At 43.3% G+C, this 17,887-nt stretch carries 19 protein-coding genes; 4 read left to right on the forward strand and 15 right to left on the reverse strand.

Going from position 1 to position 17,887, the window contains the following annotated elements:
• Window positions 1–122 precede the first annotated feature (122 nt).
• Entirely contained in the window at window positions 123–1,106 is a 984-nt protein-coding gene (gene hemB / locus RA178_RS12945) for a porphobilinogen synthase (protein WP_028760201.1), read from the forward strand.
• A gap of 154 nt (window positions 1,107–1,260) precedes the next feature.
• Here the strand turns inward: hemB and RA178_RS12950 are convergent, their stop codons facing one another.
• Window positions 1,261–2,166 (reverse strand): bifunctional methionine sulfoxide reductase B/A protein, encoded by a 906-nt coding sequence (locus tag RA178_RS12950; RefSeq protein WP_306685410.1) that lies wholly within the window; start codon window positions 2,164–2,166, stop codon window positions 1,261–1,263.
• 393 nt (window positions 2,167–2,559) lie between these two features.
• On the opposite strand from RA178_RS12950, the gene RA178_RS12955 reads away from it, so the two are divergent.
• Together RA178_RS12955 and ylqF are read left to right on the forward strand one after the other, a co-directional pair.
• Window positions 2,560–3,399, forward strand: coding sequence for an isopenicillin N synthase family dioxygenase (locus tag RA178_RS12955; protein WP_263176335.1), 840 nt, complete (start codon window positions 2,560–2,562; stop codon window positions 3,397–3,399).
• Window positions 3,400–3,549: 150 nt separating this feature from the next.
• Entirely contained in the window at window positions 3,550–4,491 is a 942-nt protein-coding gene (ylqF, locus tag RA178_RS12960; RefSeq protein WP_306682149.1) for a ribosome biogenesis GTPase YlqF, read from the forward strand.
• Window positions 4,492–4,792: 301 nt separating this feature from the next.
• On the opposite strand, the gene RA178_RS12965 is transcribed toward ylqF, so the two are convergent.
• The 9 genes from RA178_RS12965 to RA178_RS13005 form a co-directional block, all read right to left on the reverse strand.
• The gene (locus RA178_RS12965; protein ID WP_219250512.1) at window positions 4,793–5,170 is read right to left on the reverse strand and encodes an SH3 domain-containing protein; all 378 of its coding nucleotides are present in this window, start codon (window positions 5,168–5,170) and stop codon (window positions 4,793–4,795) included.
• A gap of 334 nt (window positions 5,171–5,504) precedes the next feature.
• A complete protein-coding gene (locus tag RA178_RS12970) occupies window positions 5,505–7,493 on the reverse strand; it encodes a GMC family oxidoreductase (RefSeq protein WP_306682151.1) in 1,989 nt (662 codons plus the stop codon).
• Complete coding sequence (locus RA178_RS12975) at window positions 7,490–8,020, reverse strand: hypothetical protein (protein ID WP_168824010.1); 531 nt, start codon at window positions 8,018–8,020, stop codon at window positions 7,490–7,492. The genes RA178_RS12970 and RA178_RS12975 overlap by 4 nt, the downstream gene beginning before the upstream one ends.
• Window positions 8,021–8,039: 19 nt before the next feature.
• A complete protein-coding gene (locus RA178_RS12980; RefSeq protein ID WP_306682152.1) occupies window positions 8,040–9,356 on the reverse strand; it encodes a hypothetical protein in 1,317 nt (438 codons plus the stop codon).
• A gap of 986 nt (window positions 9,357–10,342) precedes the next feature.
• Complete coding sequence (locus tag RA178_RS12985; RefSeq protein WP_306682154.1) at window positions 10,343–10,810, reverse strand: GNAT family N-acetyltransferase; 468 nt, start codon at window positions 10,808–10,810, stop codon at window positions 10,343–10,345.
• Window positions 10,811–11,109: 299 nt separating this feature from the next.
• The gene (locus RA178_RS12990; protein WP_263166468.1) at window positions 11,110–11,406 is read right to left on the reverse strand and encodes a hypothetical protein; all 297 of its coding nucleotides are present in this window, start codon (window positions 11,404–11,406) and stop codon (window positions 11,110–11,112) included.
• A 69-nt stretch (window positions 11,407–11,475) separates the two neighbouring features.
• Window positions 11,476–11,916, reverse strand: a complete 441-nt coding sequence (locus tag RA178_RS12995; protein ID WP_049821717.1) for a low molecular weight protein-tyrosine-phosphatase — start codon at window positions 11,914–11,916, stop codon at window positions 11,476–11,478.
• Between the two features lie 450 nt (window positions 11,917–12,366).
• Window positions 12,367–13,302: a nucleotidyl transferase AbiEii/AbiGii toxin family protein gene (locus RA178_RS13000; protein ID WP_028760212.1), complete on the reverse strand. Its 936-nt coding sequence runs from the start codon at window positions 13,300–13,302 to the stop codon at window positions 12,367–12,369.
• Window positions 13,295–14,083 (reverse strand): type IV toxin-antitoxin system AbiEi family antitoxin, encoded by a 789-nt coding sequence (locus RA178_RS13005; RefSeq protein WP_263177699.1) that lies wholly within the window; start codon window positions 14,081–14,083, stop codon window positions 13,295–13,297. The genes RA178_RS13000 and RA178_RS13005 overlap by 8 nt, the downstream gene beginning before the upstream one ends.
• Before the next feature lie 888 nt (window positions 14,084–14,971).
• On the opposite strand from RA178_RS13005, the gene RA178_RS13010 reads away from it, so the two are divergent.
• Window positions 14,972–15,928, forward strand: a complete 957-nt coding sequence (locus tag RA178_RS13010; RefSeq protein WP_306682158.1) for an IS110 family RNA-guided transposase — start codon at window positions 14,972–14,974, stop codon at window positions 15,926–15,928.
• A gap of 22 nt (window positions 15,929–15,950) precedes the next feature.
• Here RA178_RS13010 and RA178_RS13015 read toward each other — a convergent pair whose 3' ends face one another.
• The 5 genes from RA178_RS13015 to RA178_RS13035 all read right to left on the reverse strand — a co-directional run bounded on the left by RA178_RS13015 (window position 15,951) and on the right by RA178_RS13035 (window position 17,881).
• The gene (locus RA178_RS13015; RefSeq protein WP_028760214.1) at window positions 15,951–16,463 is read right to left on the reverse strand and encodes a hypothetical protein; all 513 of its coding nucleotides are present in this window, start codon (window positions 16,461–16,463) and stop codon (window positions 15,951–15,953) included.
• Between the two features lie 46 nt (window positions 16,464–16,509).
• Window positions 16,510–16,854 carry a hypothetical protein gene (locus tag RA178_RS13020; RefSeq protein WP_306682159.1) on the reverse strand — a complete coding sequence of 115 codons (345 nt, stop codon included), beginning with the start codon at window positions 16,852–16,854 and terminating at the stop codon, window positions 16,510–16,512.
• Window positions 16,855–17,040: 186 nt separating this feature from the next.
• A complete protein-coding gene (locus tag RA178_RS13025; protein ID WP_306682161.1) occupies window positions 17,041–17,247 on the reverse strand; it encodes a hypothetical protein in 207 nt (68 codons plus the stop codon).
• On the reverse strand, window positions 17,238–17,462 hold the full coding sequence (locus tag RA178_RS13030; protein WP_306682163.1) for a hypothetical protein: 225 nt from the start codon (window positions 17,460–17,462) through the stop codon (window positions 17,238–17,240). Before RA178_RS13030 ends, RA178_RS13025 begins: the two co-directional genes overlap by 10 nt.
• A 107-nt stretch (window positions 17,463–17,569) precedes the next feature.
• Window positions 17,570–17,881: an SMI1/KNR4 family protein gene (locus RA178_RS13035; RefSeq protein ID WP_231466234.1), complete on the reverse strand. Its 312-nt coding sequence runs from the start codon at window positions 17,879–17,881 to the stop codon at window positions 17,570–17,572.
• Window positions 17,882–17,887: the final 6 nt, after the last annotated feature.

Raw genomic sequence — 17,887 nt, forward strand, 5'->3', positions numbered from 1 at the left:
CTCGCTTGGGGAAACTTTTTCAACTTTGATTGTCAGAGCAGAAAAGTAAGGGGCGAATTTATCCCTTGCCTTTCCCTTAGTATTGTACGATTGCTTTAACCCGCCTTCGATAAGGACATTTCATGTTAAACACGCCTCCATTGCGTCGCTTAAGACGCTTACGTAATTCAGAAGCAATGCGCGATCTGCTGCGCGAAACCCATATTTCGCTAAGCGATCTTATCCATCCCCTGTTCATTGAAGAGCACATCACCCATGCTGTGCCTATTTCCACGCTACCTGGCATCAGCCGTTTACCTGAGAGCGCACTGGCGGATGAAGTTCGCGAGCTTTACGCCCTCGGGATCCGCTATGTGATGCCCTTTGGGATTTCCCACACTAAGGATGATAAGGGCAGCGATACGTGGGACGACAATGGTTTACTCGCCCGTATGGTGCGCACCATTAAAGCTACCGTGCCTGAGATGATGGTAATCCCCGACATTTGTTTTTGTGAATACACAGACCACGGCCATTGCGGCGTGGTGCACAATAATGAAGTCTGCAACGATCTCACAGTCGAAAATTTAGTTAAGCAATCGATAACAGCCGCCAAAGCGGGCGCTGATATGTTAGCACCATCGGCCATGATGGACGGTCAAGTGAAAGCCATTCGCCAAGGGCTCGATGCCGCAGGTTTTGAACATGTGGCGATTCTGGCCCACTCGGCAAAATTCGCCTCTTCTTTTTACGGTCCTTTTAGAGCAGCGGTTGATTGTGAACTCAGCGGAAATCGCAAGGGATATCAACTGGATTATGCTAATGGTCGTCAAGCCCTGTTAGAAGCCTCATTAGATGAAGCCGAAGGCGCCGATATCCTGATGGTTAAACCTGGCACCCCCTACTTAGATGTGCTCAGCCGTTTAAGACAAGAAACCCACTTGCCACTCGCCGCCTATCAAGTCGGCGGTGAATATGCGGGCATTAAATTTGCCGCCCTTGCGGGCGCGTTGGATGAGCGTGCGGTGGTGACTGAAACGTTTATCGGCTTAAAGCGGGCGGGTGCAGATTTGATTGTCAGCTATTACACTAAACAATACGCCCAATGGTTAACTGAAAGCCGATAGTTGCGTCGGTAGCGAATCAAAAGTTACGCTAATCGTTAAATCGATAGCTAAGCGGCTTGTTAAGAGAACAACTAGGTTTTGCACTTTAGAAACCCCATAAAAACGCCACCTTTATCGGTGGCATTTTTGTATTTAACACCTTGTGCTAAATCGCTTAAGCCTTCTGCAATCTTGCAAACAAGGCTTTCACTTTTTCCACTTTAGGACGCACGACCATCTGACAATAGGGCTGCTCACCGTGTAAAGCGAAGTAGTCATTGTGATAATTTTCAGCGGGATAAAAAGTATCAAATGCTGAAACTTGGGTCACTATCGGCGCATCAAAAACCTTGGCTGCTGCTAACTGAGTCAGCATAGCGGTAGTTTGCTCTATCTGCTCAGCATTATGGGTAAACACCACTGAGCGATATTGTGGCCCCTTATCATTACCTTGGCGATTAAGCGTGGTCGGATCATGGCTCTCAAAAAAGACCTGTAATAACGTCGTAAAATCAATCTCCTCAGGGTTGAACTCGATATGCACAACCTCTGCATGGCCGGTTTGGCCCGAGCAAACAGATTTATAATCGGCATCATGGGCATCACCGCCAGCATAGCCAGAAGTGACATTCACCAAGCCCTTTAGGCTTTTAAAAATCGCTTCGACGCACCAAAAACACCCAGCACCAAAAGTCGCAAAGTGATTAGGTGCTGGTTCAACAGCATCATCCATCCCTTTGAACACCATAGATACGGAGTTAACACAGTGACGGATATTGTTAGGTGTTAACATTTCACCTTCAAAGACATGCCCCAAGTGACCGCCGCACTGGCTACAAACAATCTCGGTTCTGCGGCCGTCGGCGTCTATGTGGCGGGTTACAGCGCCGGCAATTTCATCATCGAAGGCAGGCCAGCCACAATGGGCATTAAATTTATGCTCAGAGCGATACAAGGGGGCATGGCATTTTTTGCATAAATACAAACCCTTAGCATCGTGCTCATAATACTCACCACTAAAGGGGCGTTCAGTGCCTTTCTCTTCGATAACATAGCGTTCAAAATCGGTCAGTTTATTCATATTATCGGTCAGTTTATTCATATTAATGCCCTTTCGACTCACGTCGTTGTGTATTTCGATATTCTTTGATTAAGAAGCTGATTTATAAGGAAGCCAACATAAGACCCACTCCAAGCAAGATTTCTTGCACTCGGCTTCAAAATGCAGCTGACATCAATCCAATCACAACAAATCTAATACCCATACTAACGGATTTGGTGACTAAAATCTTACCACTCAAGTAAGTACTAATATAAGTGTTCATATTAAGTACTCATATAAGCAACTGCATAAATGACGGAAAATACGGCAGTTGATCCAGATCACAGTCGCTGAGTATTTGCACCCACATCAGCGCACGGCTACACTTGCGGCGGGTCAAATTACAACTAAATATAACAAGTAGAAACCAAAATGAAATTAGAAACCATTGATTATCGCGCTGAAAACAGTGCCCAGCAATTCGTTGAATCACTTCGGGAAACTGGCTTTGGTGTTTTATCTAATCATCCGATTGATAAGCGCTTAGTTGAAGACATCTACACCGAGTGGCAAGCCTTTTTTAATTCAGAAGCCAAAAACGACTATATGTTTAAAAAAGAAACCCACGACGGTTTCTTCCCTGCGTCGATTTCTGAAACCGCCAAAGGCAACACAGTCAAAGACATTAAAGAGTACTACCACGTGTACCCTTGGGGGCGTATCCCCGATTCACTGCGTGCCAATATTCTCGCCTATTACGATAAAGCCAACGCACTGGCTGCAGAACTATTAGAGTGGATCGAAACCTACTCACCAGAAGACATAAAAGCCAAGTTTTCGATGCCATTGCCAGAAATGATCGCCAATAGCCAAAAAACCTTACTGCGTATTCTGCATTACCCGCCGATGACGGGCAGTGAAGAAATGGGCGCCATTCGTGCCGCCGCCCACGAAGATATCAACCTTATCACAGTGTTACCTGCGGCCAATGAGCCTGGATTACAAGTGAAAGCAAAAGATGGCACTTGGTTAGATGTCCCCAGCGATTTTGGCAACATTATTATCAATATCGGTGACATGTTACAGGAAGCCTCTGGCGGCTATTTCCCATCGACCTCTCACCGCGTCATCAATCCTGAAGGTACGGATAAAACCAAGTCACGGATCTCTTTGCCGTTATTTTTACATCCAAACCCTGCAGTCGTGCTATCGGATCGCTATACCGCTGACAGTTATCTGATGGAAAGACTGCGCGAACTAGGGGTAATCTAAGCCTTAATTCAGCCTATTAATCCAAGTAACAATCGCAAGAGACAGTCAAGGATTAAGCGATTAAAGCGCCTTAGGGCGCTTTTTTTATGACATTCGCCACCTTCAAGGTAGAATAGCCGTTCTTTAAGTTATTTAGGACAAGGCGTTATCATGGCAATTCAGTGGTATCCGGGGCATATGCACAAGGCACGCAAGGAGATTGAAGAGGCAATGCCTCAAGTCGATCTTGTTATCGAAGTGCTGGACGCGCGTATTCCCTACAGTAGCGAAAACCCCATGGTGGCTCAGCTTCGAGGCGACAAACCTTGTATCAAACTGCTCAATAAATCTGATCTGGCCGATCCAGAGATCACCGCACAATGGATTGAATACTTAGAGCGTGAACAAGGCGTCAAAGCCACGGCGATCACGACACTGCAAGCGGCAATGGTGAAAAAAATCCCTGCTCTCTGCCGTAAGCTAGTGCCAAGTCGCGATAAAACCGAAAAAGACATTCGCACTATGATCATGGGGATACCCAACGTTGGGAAATCTACCATCATCAATACCTTAGCTGGACGTGTTATTGCCAAAACCGGTAACGAACCTGCGGTAACCAAAACCCAGCAACGGATCAATTTACGTAACGGTATCGTGCTGTCGGATACCCCAGGTATTTTATGGCCCAAAGTGGATAACGAAGCGAGCAGCTATCGCCTTGCCGTCACTGGCGCGATTAAAGATACGGCGATGGAATATGAAGATGTGGCCCTGTTCGCCGCCAAGTATTTCTTAACCGCTTATCCAAAAGAGATTTGTGAGCGCTATAACTTAAGTGAATTACCAAAGGATGATGTCGCACTTCTCGAGGAAATCGGCCGTAAACGTGGAGCGCTACGTCCCGGTGGTCGCATCGATATGCACAAGGCATCAGAGTTATTACTGCATGAATATCGCTCGGGGAAAATAGGCTTACTCTCGCTAGAAACGCCTGCGATGGCAGAGCTTGAAAAGATTGAAGTCGCCCGTATCATGGCCGAAAAAGAAGCAGAGAAAGAAGCCAAATTGGCAGCAGAGAGACTTAAACGTTCAGGCAAACGTCATAACGACTAGTCAGCCCGCCACTCTGCATTTGGAATATAAGGCGCAGAGTTTGTTAAAGACGTTAAAGACAAGACGCTGATGACTTTTATATTCCAGCTTATGGCGCTCATTCATCAAGTTTAAAGTTAAAGCCAGTATATTGAATATACTGGCTTTTTATTATCAGAAACGGAAAGCTTGTGCTAAAAAACACTTTTACGCCAATGACTTCTGCGTGCCAGATATAAGCTCTCAATATCCGCCAGTCATCATCCTCTTGGCACAATACACCAAGGAGCCATCTTGGATTTGACTGCACAGCAAAGATGCTTTAGTCGCGGGATAGATCTACCACTTCTTTCAAGTTTTCTAATGGTACCCACCCTGATTCTTCACTGACAGCTTTTATACACCATACCCAGCCATTCAACATTCGTGTGCCAATGAGTTGTTCCCCTTCATGCACATTAAGTTCTCTTGCCGTATAGTCCTCAAGCGCCAGCCCGTTGGCATTTTTTAGGCGCTGAATCACTTGACCAGGAACCCAACCAGCATCTTGCCCTGGCGTAGTGCAAAGGAACCAGAGATCCCAGCCTTCAGGACCTGCATATTTTTCTCCAACGATAAGAGGATCACCTTTTTTGAACGTAATGGGGTTAGGAAACTCACTTTCATGTGGATTGACAACGATATATTTCTTAGTAGTCATGTATTCAGCTAACCTTTTGATAAATATTCGTAAAAATTAACTTTGTTCGCTTATTAAAGCACGCCCAATTAACGCTCGGTTTGAGTGAAACTTATCAGTTTTCTATCAGACATACTATCCGACAACACACGCATGCACAGTTTTCAAACTAATTATCAGCATAAAAAAACTGTAATATTTTGATTTTAAATACGATGACAATAAACTGCATTGTGAGTAGGAAAATGCCAGTTAGCGTAATATGAAGGTATATTCAGTTAGCCAAAAACCGCGCCAATTTGCACGCGGTTTTCAATGGGAATTAACAGCAAGCTAATGAATAATTACAACTTTTTTAACTTATTTTAAGGTCTTCCAAAACATGATCTGCAGCCTGGAATGCCAACGCTGCCAAAGTGAGGGTTGGATTACCTGTTGCAACCGTTGGAAACACTCCGCTACCGACTAAAAACAGATTGCTATGATCCCAAGATTGCTGACGAGGATTCACCACCGACGTATCTCTGCAGTCCCCCATTCGATACGTCCCCACAATGTGTCCAGCACCGTAAAACGTAAAATTATGGCCCTGATATTCAAAATTATTCGACGTTACTTGACTCTTATCACCATAAAATACCGGCGCAGGCGGAGCCTTGGTATATTCCCGCGCATCAAGGGCGTCAAAGAGTTTGGTCGAAATATCTTTAGCCGACACGAACGCATTGCGCACATAATCTTCGCGGACTCGATAGGTTAATTTTGGGCGCGGTAAACCTAAGTTATCTTTCAGCGTCTCCGACAACTCGACACGGTTTTCCGGATCAGGTAATTGTTCAATTAAATAGCCCATACGAATTTGCCGTGTGTAAATACCATTCAAGGTATTCACCAGTGAGGCACCAAATAAGGCGCTATTCGCAGACATGGCGGGATCAAACCGTAATGGAATCCCCTGCTGATTGACAGAATCCCCATTTAATTGCGAATTATTTTGCCCAAATACAAAATCAGCTAAGGTCGTGAATGGATCATTTGCTGCCCACTGCCAACCTTCATTGCCGATTTCAATACGATAGGCGGCACGGTCTTTACGAAAGGCGCCATCACGTAAACTTTCTATACCCGCAGTAGATAAAGGCCCCCGAAAACCATAGACAGGATCTTTCGCCAGACCCCAGGCCAAATACATAATGTGATCCATCAAATTACGCCCCACTTGATCGCTATGGTTGGCGACGCCGTTCGGACAGGCTTTATTACGTTTAGACATGAGCAATAATTTAGGCGTCTCAATCGCGTGAGCTGCAATCACATATTTTTTACCCGTAACGGTACCGCCGCCCGTCGCTATCCCTCCGTGAGTTTGATAGGTCACATAATCAATACCAACAACATCCTTTGTATTTTCATCCACTTGAACATTTGTCGCAACATGACGATAAAACACATCAACATTGCCGGTTTGCAATGCTCGCCCGAGCGTCACAGTGGCATCGTATTTGGCTTGGATAGGGCAAATAGGAATACAATTCGTATTCCCCGCACATTGACGGCGTTCACCCGGTAATGAATTGCGCCCCTGGGGGGTTGGCGTGACTGACAATTGAATATTGTCGTACACCATATCGCTCACAGCTTGTTCATATTGTTGATCAACTAAAGATGAAACAATGCCAGGCATTGGGTAATCGTAATTCGGCCCATAAACACCATCCGGTGAAACATTAAATCCGCGATAAAGCTGATCCATCGCCTCTTTGTCACCGGCGACGCCAATCTCATTGGTCGCCTGTTCATAGTAAGGAACCAGCGCCTGATAAAATTGTTTTCCACCGGGCCAATCCACACCCTGCTTATACTGGGTTTGCAACTCAAAATCATTGGGCAATAGATGCAAACTGGTTCCTAGCCAATGCCAAGTTGTGCCGCCGCCAATACGCTCATAGGAACTCGCAAAAGCAAACTTTGCTTCAGGGCTGTCAGGTTTCAAATGCTCTGGTTGCGGCGTGTAATCGAAATAACATTGCTTTGGATTACGCCATGCGCCAACTTGCAACACGGTATAACGCGGCACATTTTCCTTCGCAGGATCAGGCAATCCGAGTGGATTATCCGCCGTCGATGCCGCTGGATTTTGCGTAGTAGGAGGATAAGGTGATTCAGGTGTTTTGGCATTGGCTTTAAAAAAGGTTTCCATGTAACCACTGCGGTCAACCGGCACTTCCTGCCCTGCTTCGAGGATTAATACTTTTTTCCCCGCCATCCCCAATTGATAAGCCATGATAGAGCCGGCAATACCTGATCCCACAATAATGACATCGTAATTGGTTTGAGTGCTCATACTGCACCTCCTTGATGACCCGTATAGGCCGACAGTACAGCGGGTGGTTTCGCCCAATAGCCATAGCGATAATTTGAATCCCCCATCGGATGAGCCTGCATAACTTGCCAGACTAAACCTGTGGTATAGCTTTTTGCCGAAATCATATCGCTAACCGTGGTTTCCGGCTCTGTATCCGTCGCGGGAATAATGGTTGGCCATGCACCTGAGTACCACATAAAAATCAATTTACGGCAGGCCAACACAAAATTAGCCCCGTTATCAGGCGCCAGCATTTGCGTACCAATTTGTTGATCTGATAATTGCTGCGCTTTTAACGCCGCAAATTTTTGCAGAATAGTTGTAACTAAAGTTAGGTCCTGCGATTCTTCGGTTATTTTTTGCGTAAACACGGCTAAGTATTCGGATTTAATATCCACGGGATCCAATGTCGGGGCAATAATACTGGTAGCAAAGCCGGTTAATACCGCGCTCAAACCAATAAAATGATTCATAGTATCGGCAGTCGCGCCTGTAATATCAGTCATGATGAGTTCCTTTCGTAAATTATTGCGCGCGTTGCAGCAAGTAAGTGAAATCAGCAAAATTACCGTTAGTGGTTGCCGCATTATTGTGACAAGCCATACAGCTACTTGATGTTTGCTTTACCGAACCTTGGATATAAGTTTCGAGCGTGGTGTTCGCTAAAAATGAGGGAGCAGGTACGCCCGTTGGATCGGTGGGATTTTTGGCATCGGTAGGCCATTGCGTACTGATCAATTCGTAGTTCTTCCATACCGATCCCGGCACTACAGCGTCGAGTGCAGCGTGATAACTGGCATTTAAGGCTTTAGCGTCGGCAGTGATAGGAATGACGCGTTCCACTTGAGTTGGTTTAGTGTGCAGGTTTGCCGGATCCCACGGGCGTGCTGGTGGTTCATTCACTTTGCAGTCAGTACATTTAGCATCGTAAAAATTATATGCCGACAATGATGCTGACTCACCTTGGGTTGGCGCGTTAGCGACATGCTCAAAGGTAGACCAAATCCATTGTGGTTCACCTGTGGTTTTGTGAGCAATGTGAAACCCCACTAGACCGACTTGTTCAAGCGCACACGCGGGCTTGACCCCGTGTTGCTCTTCGGGATTGTTATAAACTAGCGCATAAGTCGTATAGTAATTCGTCGCATCAAACTTGCCGCCCATTTTTATCCATGATGCCTTAAGCATGATAGAACCTACCTGCCCGGTTTTACTGTCGCTCGCGGTAAAATCGACATCGGCATTAAACTGTTTCTGTCCTTTTTTACTGTAAAGGTTATTGTCCAAAATAAAATTGAACATGGTTTCATTGGTTAATATTTCATAACGGGTATAAAGCCCGTTTTGATCAATCAATGGACCCGTTGTAAAAGGCTCACCACTTTCATCCAACACATTCGGGGTCTTCCCTACTTGCGTTAAATAAATAGTCCCTTGAGGAATGGACTTGGGATCAATACTTTTGCAAACATCCGGCACATTATTGGACTGATCCCACCCAGGTGGTTTTACGCCATCGGGTAAAAAAATCTCCCGGCTTTCCTTCCAATGCAGCCACACGACTGGCTGGTTAGTTTTTTGCCCAATGGTAGACATAGTATTGGGTGTGCCATCGGCATTTGCTGGCCAGTTAAGTGCAATAAACGATTGCCAAGAAAAATCATCAAAATCATGTTGCAGGCTTTCGAGTGAGACAGGGGGTTTTGCTGTGATTTCCAGCGGCATAACAGGGCTTAACGTTGGTAGTGTTATAGCTGCTTTTGTCACTACTGGTGCTTCTGCATGTACAGCAGCACTCATACACAAAAAAAGCGTACTATAGCGAAAAGATTTGATAGACATGAAATTAACTCTCCTTGTTATTGGGACTTATTCAATGCTTAAAACGTTTACAACTCCACTTTCTTTAACGACTTAAAATCAGGGCTTTCACAACACCCGCCACTGCAGGCGTGATGTCACGATACAAATAGCGTACAAGACTTGACCTCAACCAAATCCCAATAAATGGATTTCGATATTAAAATTGAAGTTTGCTGTTTTGATCGCAGTCTCTGGCTTACTGAGCCGGTCTGAACAGATTGATTGATAAGGATAAATATTAACGTCTTTCATTGAAATTCCTTTTCATGATTGCGTTTTATCACAATACCTTGAGCCTAGATTATTCATTGAGGATCGCCTCAAATGAAGCCTAGTTATCTCAGTAGAAGGGTTAAACACTCCTGTGTTCCCGTAGTGAAAATAATTCTATTCTGCAGAAAGAAAAGTAACCTTCTGAAAATATTCCATGTTAAAAGATTGTTTACGTTTCACTTATTGTCAAGCGTGAGGCAGGAGGTTTATTTGCAAAAAAGCCCACCGTACGACACGACGATAACAGCGGTAAAAAGCATAATGTGATATCAAGAGTTCAACATTGATCTGAAGTCTGCGAGGACCAAGCGTGGACAGGAACTAACTAAGCGATCGTAAAATCGGTCGCAACTACGCGCGGCCTATTCTTATTTGGTAGCCATTGATTCAACAATAACTGTCAAAGTTTGGAAGATTTCGACTCATTTTCATCATTAGATTCTGTAAAGAGTCACTCAGCATCTGATTATATGGCCTTGCTAATGACTTTATAAACACTTTGACTGAAACAGAACACAACTGGTTCTTACTGTTGAAACAGAAAATCTATTTTCTTGTACTGACGAAAACTCTAAGATTAAAAATGATGCCATTTGGGGATGCTTTGACCTACTTAGGTAGCCCTGTGAAATATAACCATATCGTTCCACTTGCTTCCCTCAATTGAGCCGCAGTGCACCTTCAAAAACTTGTTATTCACCGATGTTTGTGCCCATAACCAATACATTTATACCTTTATAATTCACCTGTTCTATAGGCTTAAACCCATGATGTAAGTACAAACCTCCAGTTATATCTTCTGTTTGAAGATATAATTTTTTCACACCTATTTTATGTGCTAGCGATATTATCTCTTTCACAAGTTTTGAGGCGACACCCTGTCCCCTAGCCTGCTGAGTGACGTAAACACCACCAAGCCAAAATTCAAATTCTGGGTATATGTCCATTTCTCGAATTTTTAGCTCTGCTGAACCAGCAAGAACACCATTTACTTTTCCAATGATCAGAATAGGCGCGGTATCACGATTTATTGATGCAGAGACTTTTTCAACGACTTCCTCCTTGGTATAGCTACCATTGTCTTGGCACCATTCGTTGAAATACCAACTAGCTACCGTGTCTATCGCAGAGGGATTATCGGCAAGTAATGAAATTTCCATATATGTCCTTAGATGTACAACGATTTGATTTTCTTTATGAACAACATCTTACCAACTTAACCTTGTAAGGCAAGCAGCCCACAACCATTGATGTTTGTAGTCAAACTATACTGATATCTATTAATGACTTTATGATGATGTTTACTTTGCTGTGGCTTTATTGAAAGTTCGGACTGGCATGACTTCTAGGTTGAAAGTAACCTCATCACATTAGCTTTTTTATAGCCCACAACTTTATTCACCCTACTTGCATTTTAAACTTTGAAACAAGCTTTGGGGCATTTTAGAGTTAACCGATTTTAAGCACGCCACGCTTTAATCGCTTCTGTTGCTAAACCAGCTAGCTGTTTTGAAACTTCACGACCTTTGTAAATTGACGTTGTGTCTTTTGCGATTGGAACAGAATAATGAATATCGTGAGCAAGATTATTTAGATACTCGCGGCCACCACCGTCATAATTTTGCAGTTCCTGACCATTGAGCTGGATCATATAGCTATAGCCAAATGCACTCATGTTGCAATTTGCATTCAAGTACAAGCGACCTTCATGCTCCAAAAGGAACCATACTCGGTTTTCAGAATCCATTACTTTCATCGTCATCTCGCATAAGGGGATTTACCCGAACTTATCATAAAACCCAAACCGTAAATGGAAATACGCATCTCAACGGAACTTTTCGGTCAATTGATCTAATAAAGCTTCCATACTCTGCTCGAGGAGATCGAGCACTAGTTCAAAACCCTGTGCGCCGCCATAGTAAGGATCTGGTACTTCCGTGATTTGCGTATCAGCATAGGACAACATTAACTGTAACTTGTGTTGATACTCAACCGGACAACGGCTAAGCAGATCCGCCAAATTGGCATTATCCGCAGCTAGAATTAAATCAAAATGCTCAAAATCAGCATTCACCACCTGCCGCGCCCGCATGCCCTCGAAACTAAAACCCCGCTTTTTACCAGCCTCAATAGCGCGGCTATCGGGCTTATCCCCTTGGTGATAACCAATAGTACCCGCCGAATCCACCTCAATATTAAGCCTGCGCTCAGCAATCTTAAAACGACAAACCGCCTCTGCCGTCGGTGAGCGACAAATATTACCCATATAAACACAATAAACAAGATAAATTGCAATAAAATCAATTGATTAATTGCTATTTGAGGTGTTTTTGTAGAGAACATTGAACAAATTTAAATGCTATTCTAATCAATTACTTATTTTGGGTTTTGGAGAGAGAAAGTGTGAATAACGCACCTTCTAGATGCAAAACTGGACCTCTACTTCAATAAGTAGCAAGTCTATGCTGTTCCTTGCACCCTGCTATGTTATCGCCGAGAGTGACACTGGCAATGGCGCAGATGCTCCAGCCATCACGGTAGTGTTTAATACCCTGTGGCAATTTATGTAGTACTATTTGAAATTATTTTTTATTTTCAAGAAAATCACTTTTTGGAAGTATCCTGCAGCTGAATAGAGACGGTCCAATAATCAGTCGAACCAAAGTAACGCCCACAAACAGCGAACTATCAGATAAAATCGGCAATACACTGCACATTACAGTATCCGACCTGCAACCCACGTTTCCAATACATCAGCCAGTTTAATGAGTTGTTCTTGATGCTTGGATTTGTTTTTCGCTAGGTTTTGGATATTCAATAGCTTCCATCTCACCGCAGGTAGTGCCGCGACGCTCGGTTCATCAAACAATGACCAATCAGGCTGACCCTGTTTAAAGGATAATAAAAAGTCTCTGTCTTTTGCAGTAAAGTGATGCTGCAACGCTATCAGCATTTCTGAGCGAGTTAAAATCAGCTCATCGAGTTTAATCGGCTTTGTCGTCATTCCATTGAATTCAGTTTGAAAGCTTTCATCAAGCGGTTTCCAGCGTGGAGACATCACTTCATTAATAGGCCTTGGATGGCTAAGTGTATAAGTGAGAAAGCCGACCAAAATCTCTCGACTGATCCCCTCTTCCGCCAGCAGCATTTTCACATCGAAAAGATCCCTTGGGTGCTGTCTATCCATCGCTGCACATAACTTACCACCGTATAGATCAGGCAGGCTTACAACGGGGATCTCTGCATACCCAAATTCTTCTTCAACTAACTCAACGACTGGCATTAATACCGCTTTGTGTAGCGTACCTCTCGCAACAGGAGAGACTTCAATTTTTATTGTGACTCTATCACTTGTCACGACAACCCTGAGCTCATCATATTTATTGTCTTGAAATACTGCACTAAGGTTCGGTTGTAGATTGATCTGCGCAGTCAAACGACCAAGCGCTTCCTTCACACTTTGTAGCGCTTGTTCCCTTGGCTCCAAAGGAAGATAAGCCAAATCGATATCGACCGATAAGCGTGGGAAGTTGCGCACAAATAGGTTGATAGCCGTACCGCCCTTTAGGGCAAATACCTTCTCTTGGGCGACGAGCGGCAGCATCCGAATAAGCAAGGTCACTTGCTGGTAGTATATCGATGACTTATTCATATTGATTTTCTTCTGTATTAATAAACGATGCCGGCACTGTTATTTGATACCGCCCATCGTAACGGCCATGAGCCACCACCTGACGCTTTCCCGCGCCTAGCGTGATTTGCTGCTCATCTAGCCTTTTGCTCCACTGATGTTGATAGTAGTGGCCTAAAAAGAGAAATACGCGATTAGCTTGTACGGCTTCACTTCGATTCAGTATTGACTGTATTTTACGTGGACTGAGATTCACTAACCCTTGAAACAGCTCCGCGGCATGCTCAAAACTGATATGTTTGCCAATGGCATTGACGACCTCATAGGCTGCAAGCTCCGCACAACTTGCCTTAACTTCCCTATTGTTCACCCCTATAGTAATAAAGTCTTTTTCCAACGTTTGGGTCAGCTTGCTACTGGTATAGAAAAGCCAGTTTTGCTCCTCCAATTCGCGGAACCACTTTGGCAACGCCTGCTTACTTTGACAGCCAACCCAAACTTGCTCGCTGCTTAGTTGAAGATAATGACTAAGCCCTTGATGTGTTAGGCTACTGACTCCCGCAAGGTGAACAGGAAGCTTTAGCTGCTCATTCACAGCCTTGAGCGCTTCAACCCAATGAGGCTGTAACTTACCTGTTGACTCAGGACGAACGTAAACCCCCGCACTTATCTTGTACAACCAACCACTCTGCACATATTTTCTCACCAAAGATGAGCTGATCTCATTTTGTGTTAACCACGACTGAAGCACTACCGCACCAGGACTCGTATGATTAATAAGCCAGTTTATTTTTGATGACATAGTTGCACCATAAGTACCAAAATATAGAGTAAATTAAACCAAATATAGAAGCAGAGTTTATAAATTGCAACATATTAGGACCTAAAGTGCACTTTTAACGTGAATTATAAACTAACTGAATGAGAGGGGGCGCCGCCGTTGTTCCGCGGTTAAATACAATCAGTCACCATCGAGCATAAAAAATGCAATATCGATTTTTGCATGAGATTAGATCGGTTATCTAAAGATTGAACAACTCAAAACAGGGAACTAGTGGCAGGTTTTAACGGAGGACATGAATAGTCTGTTTAGTAAAATTCGGATTAGCTATTCTATTATTACAACCTCTTTTATCTACAAACTAATCAACGCTCGATATAACTAGTCGGAATGGGAATAACAGGCCCATATATGGGTCTTAATCAGTTATCTTGAGTTTGATTCATTCTAGGGCAAAAACGCCACAGAATAGCCGCAAACTGGGCTCTAGGGCGGGTTTTAGGGACTCGCGTGAATCAGGCTGGTGCAGAGTGATTCACTAGCTCATTTTTTGACATTTCCGAGTTAAAGCCTTAACTCTAACTCGTCAGTTTCGGATAAAAAATCTATGATTAACGCTTTTGTAAGGGGCGCGTGCTGTATACTCGTCCCAACCCAACTCGTTAGGCGAACTTAATAAACTTGTATGGATAATAAACTCACCTGATTACAAATAATTTCCAGTTTCGGGTAATGTGAGACCCAGGCTTTAGCTGCAACTAAAGCTTTCCTTGTCGTAGTTCGATTGAACGCTGGCTCCTCTATTGAGAGACCGATAACAAGAAAGAACGCGACAAAGGACTCCAAGCAAAATACTCGAATAGTCTACTGGGTCTCGAACCCGCATTTGCAAGCAAGAGTTAGCTTATTATGAAAACAACTTCTAATCAAAACATTAACGTAGGTGTTGATACTGGCAAGTTTCAACTCGACATTTATATCCGCCCTCTCAATATCTATTTCACTGTATCGAACGATGAAAAAGGGATTAAAGAGGCCGTCAAAACTATTAAAAAATACACTCCTGAGCGCATCGTTATCGAAGCGACAGGTCGTCTTGAAATGCCCTTCATTATGGCCTGCGCTGAGGCAAACTTACCTTTTGTCATCGCAAACCCTGTTCACATAAAACGCTTTGCTGGTGCCATTGGTCAACGGGCAAAAACTGACAAGCTTGATGCGCAACTTATAGCGCATTACAGCGAAGCGATTAAGCCGACCTTATCAACTTTAAAACCTGATGTAATGCGTGCTATGAGTGATTTAGTCGCAAGACGAAATCAACTATTGGTGATGCAGACGATGGAAAAAAACCGCCTTCAAATATTGCCAAAAGAACTTGAAATGACCATTAAACCTATTTTAACGGCGTTCAAAAATCAGATTGAAAAGATTGAAATAAAAATCGTTAAACTCATTGAGTCAAACCCTGATTATCAAGCGAAAAATATACTGCTTCAGAGTATGAAAGGTATCGGTAAAATCGCCGCAGCTTCCATCATCAGTAACTTACCAGAATTGGGTTATATCAGTAACAAGGAAGCAAGCGCATTGGTCGGTGTGGCACCGATGAATAAAGAAAGCGGGCGCTTTAAAGGCATGCGAAAAATACAAGGAGGAAGGCATCAAGTGAGAACGGTTTTATATATGGCAATGATGTCAGCCATACAATCTAACCCGGTTTTTAAGAGCACCTATCAGCGATTAGTTGCCACAGGGAAACCTAAAAAAGTGGCTATCATTGCCTGTATTAGGAAGATGGTGGTGACGTTAAATTCGATATTGAGAGACGGTGCCCTATGGGAAGCGCCAAAAGCGATAAATTAGTTATTGACGCCATAGTCTCTTGTTATGTCTCATTTTTTCTACAGCGAGCGGGATCGTCATAACGACAAACTTTACTTGTAGCAGGTGTTCCACCGATATTACAACCACTGCCACCTGCAAAGCTTTGAATACTAGCCATTTCTTTACGGATTACTGGTTCAATTTGAATTAAATAGTCACTTACTACTTTATCCGTTTCGGAATTAAGCTCAATTCCGTATTTTGATTGATATTCTACTAATCTGCACAGTGTTTGAGTTGGGTTCGCCGTAAGTTCCGTGTAATTGGGTTTAAGAAACATAAGATAGAATACAGTCGAATTAAACTTTTTATTGTATTGCTCTTTTATCTTATCAGTGAACAAGCCTTGCTCATCAAGCGAACCAATAATTTCGAAGTCATTCACTATTCCTGAGATTGTGCTTGATGTATATGCTTTTCTAATATCCGCGCCATTAACATAAGCATTCGCTAACCAGCCTATGAGGACACCTATCGCGAGTATTATTGATATATAAATAATCCGTCTAAGCATAAAACTCCCAAAAAACAACTGTATTTTATTATTGTTTAACAGCTTGTTAGCTGCCGTTTACTGCAAAATAAATTCTTGGTAATTCAGTACCCCAAGATTGATTTTTAAATGCCATCATCTTGGAGAAATCAAAATTTGAAATAACAAATTTTTCATTAGTTTCCCATTCAATTTGATAACTTACATCGTCAGGTTTTCCATCTAAGCGAATCAAAGCATCAGTTTTTTTTAACGAGAATGGAGATAAAGATTTATTTTTTATTCGTTCTACATATATCTGAGTTTGGGGACTAGAAAAACCACCACAGCCAGTCATTATAACTACCGCTCGCAACTCCCCATTAGGAGAATAAAGTTCTTCGTATTCATCTGTAGAACATGCTGTACTCATCAAGTACATGAAGGAATATAGAATACAACCCCACCCCAAAATATTGCGGCCCCTAAATTCCAGAGTTTTTTTCCAATCTGATTCAAAGCTCAAATCCTTTTAGGCTGCTAACGCCCCAATTTGCGGCGTTTGTGAGTGTTTTGGTACGAAGCACCAGCGAGTAAAAGTCCCAGCAACATTGGCTTGTTAGGTGGCATTTTGATTAAAACTGAGTAAAAAATCAACAACTTCAGTCCTCAAGGATAAATCCGAAGTTTGTTCAGATGCATCGTTGGCAGTATCAATATAAATTCTAACTTTTTCATTTTGACCTAAATCTAAATACAACTCAGCAAGCCCAAACGATATAGAAGCAATATAGTCTTGTTCTTCGCTATTTTTTGCTAAAGCCAATGCTTTAAATAGAGATTAATCGCTTCAGATTTGTCCGAAGTAAAATCTGCCAGTGTTTCCCACTGAAAAGCATGATCTAAAATAGTACCTTCATGTTTTTCACACACATCTCTGAGTTGATTGTAAGAAGCCCAATATGACTGATTATTATCTGTATTGGTCATTTCTAAAGCTATATCGAGAACAAACTCATAGTGTGGTGGTTTAAACTTCAAGGGAGGCACCTAACGCCCGGCTTTGGGGCGGACTTGTAGCCGCGCAGCGGCGGAAAGGCCGTCCCAGCCCCGACGGGGCGACAACAGCAGTTTGTTAAATGGCTTGCTCATTTTTGCATGTAGCCTTTGAAATCTTGCAGGCTACTTGCAACTTTTATTGCCGTATCAGGTGCCATCCCTATTGCGGGCAAATAAAACACCTCACCCTCATCGTTTACTACCAGAAGCTCTCCACCACCATTACCACCGAATGTTACGAACCCCGGCGCGTACTCGGGTAGCTGGTAATCACGGTTAAATTCTTCTATTTCTTCGGGATGCCACAGAACATACCATTCGGGCTCCACCGACAATTCACCTTCGGCGTAACCTTCAGCGATCCATGACTGCAAAATTTGCTTAAGGGCTTCGATGTTCATGCTGTC

The sequence above is a fragment of the Shewanella oncorhynchi genome, assembly GCF_030848765.1.
In the GTDB taxonomy this organism is placed as follows: domain Bacteria; phylum Pseudomonadota; class Gammaproteobacteria; order Enterobacterales; family Shewanellaceae; genus Shewanella; species Shewanella oncorhynchi.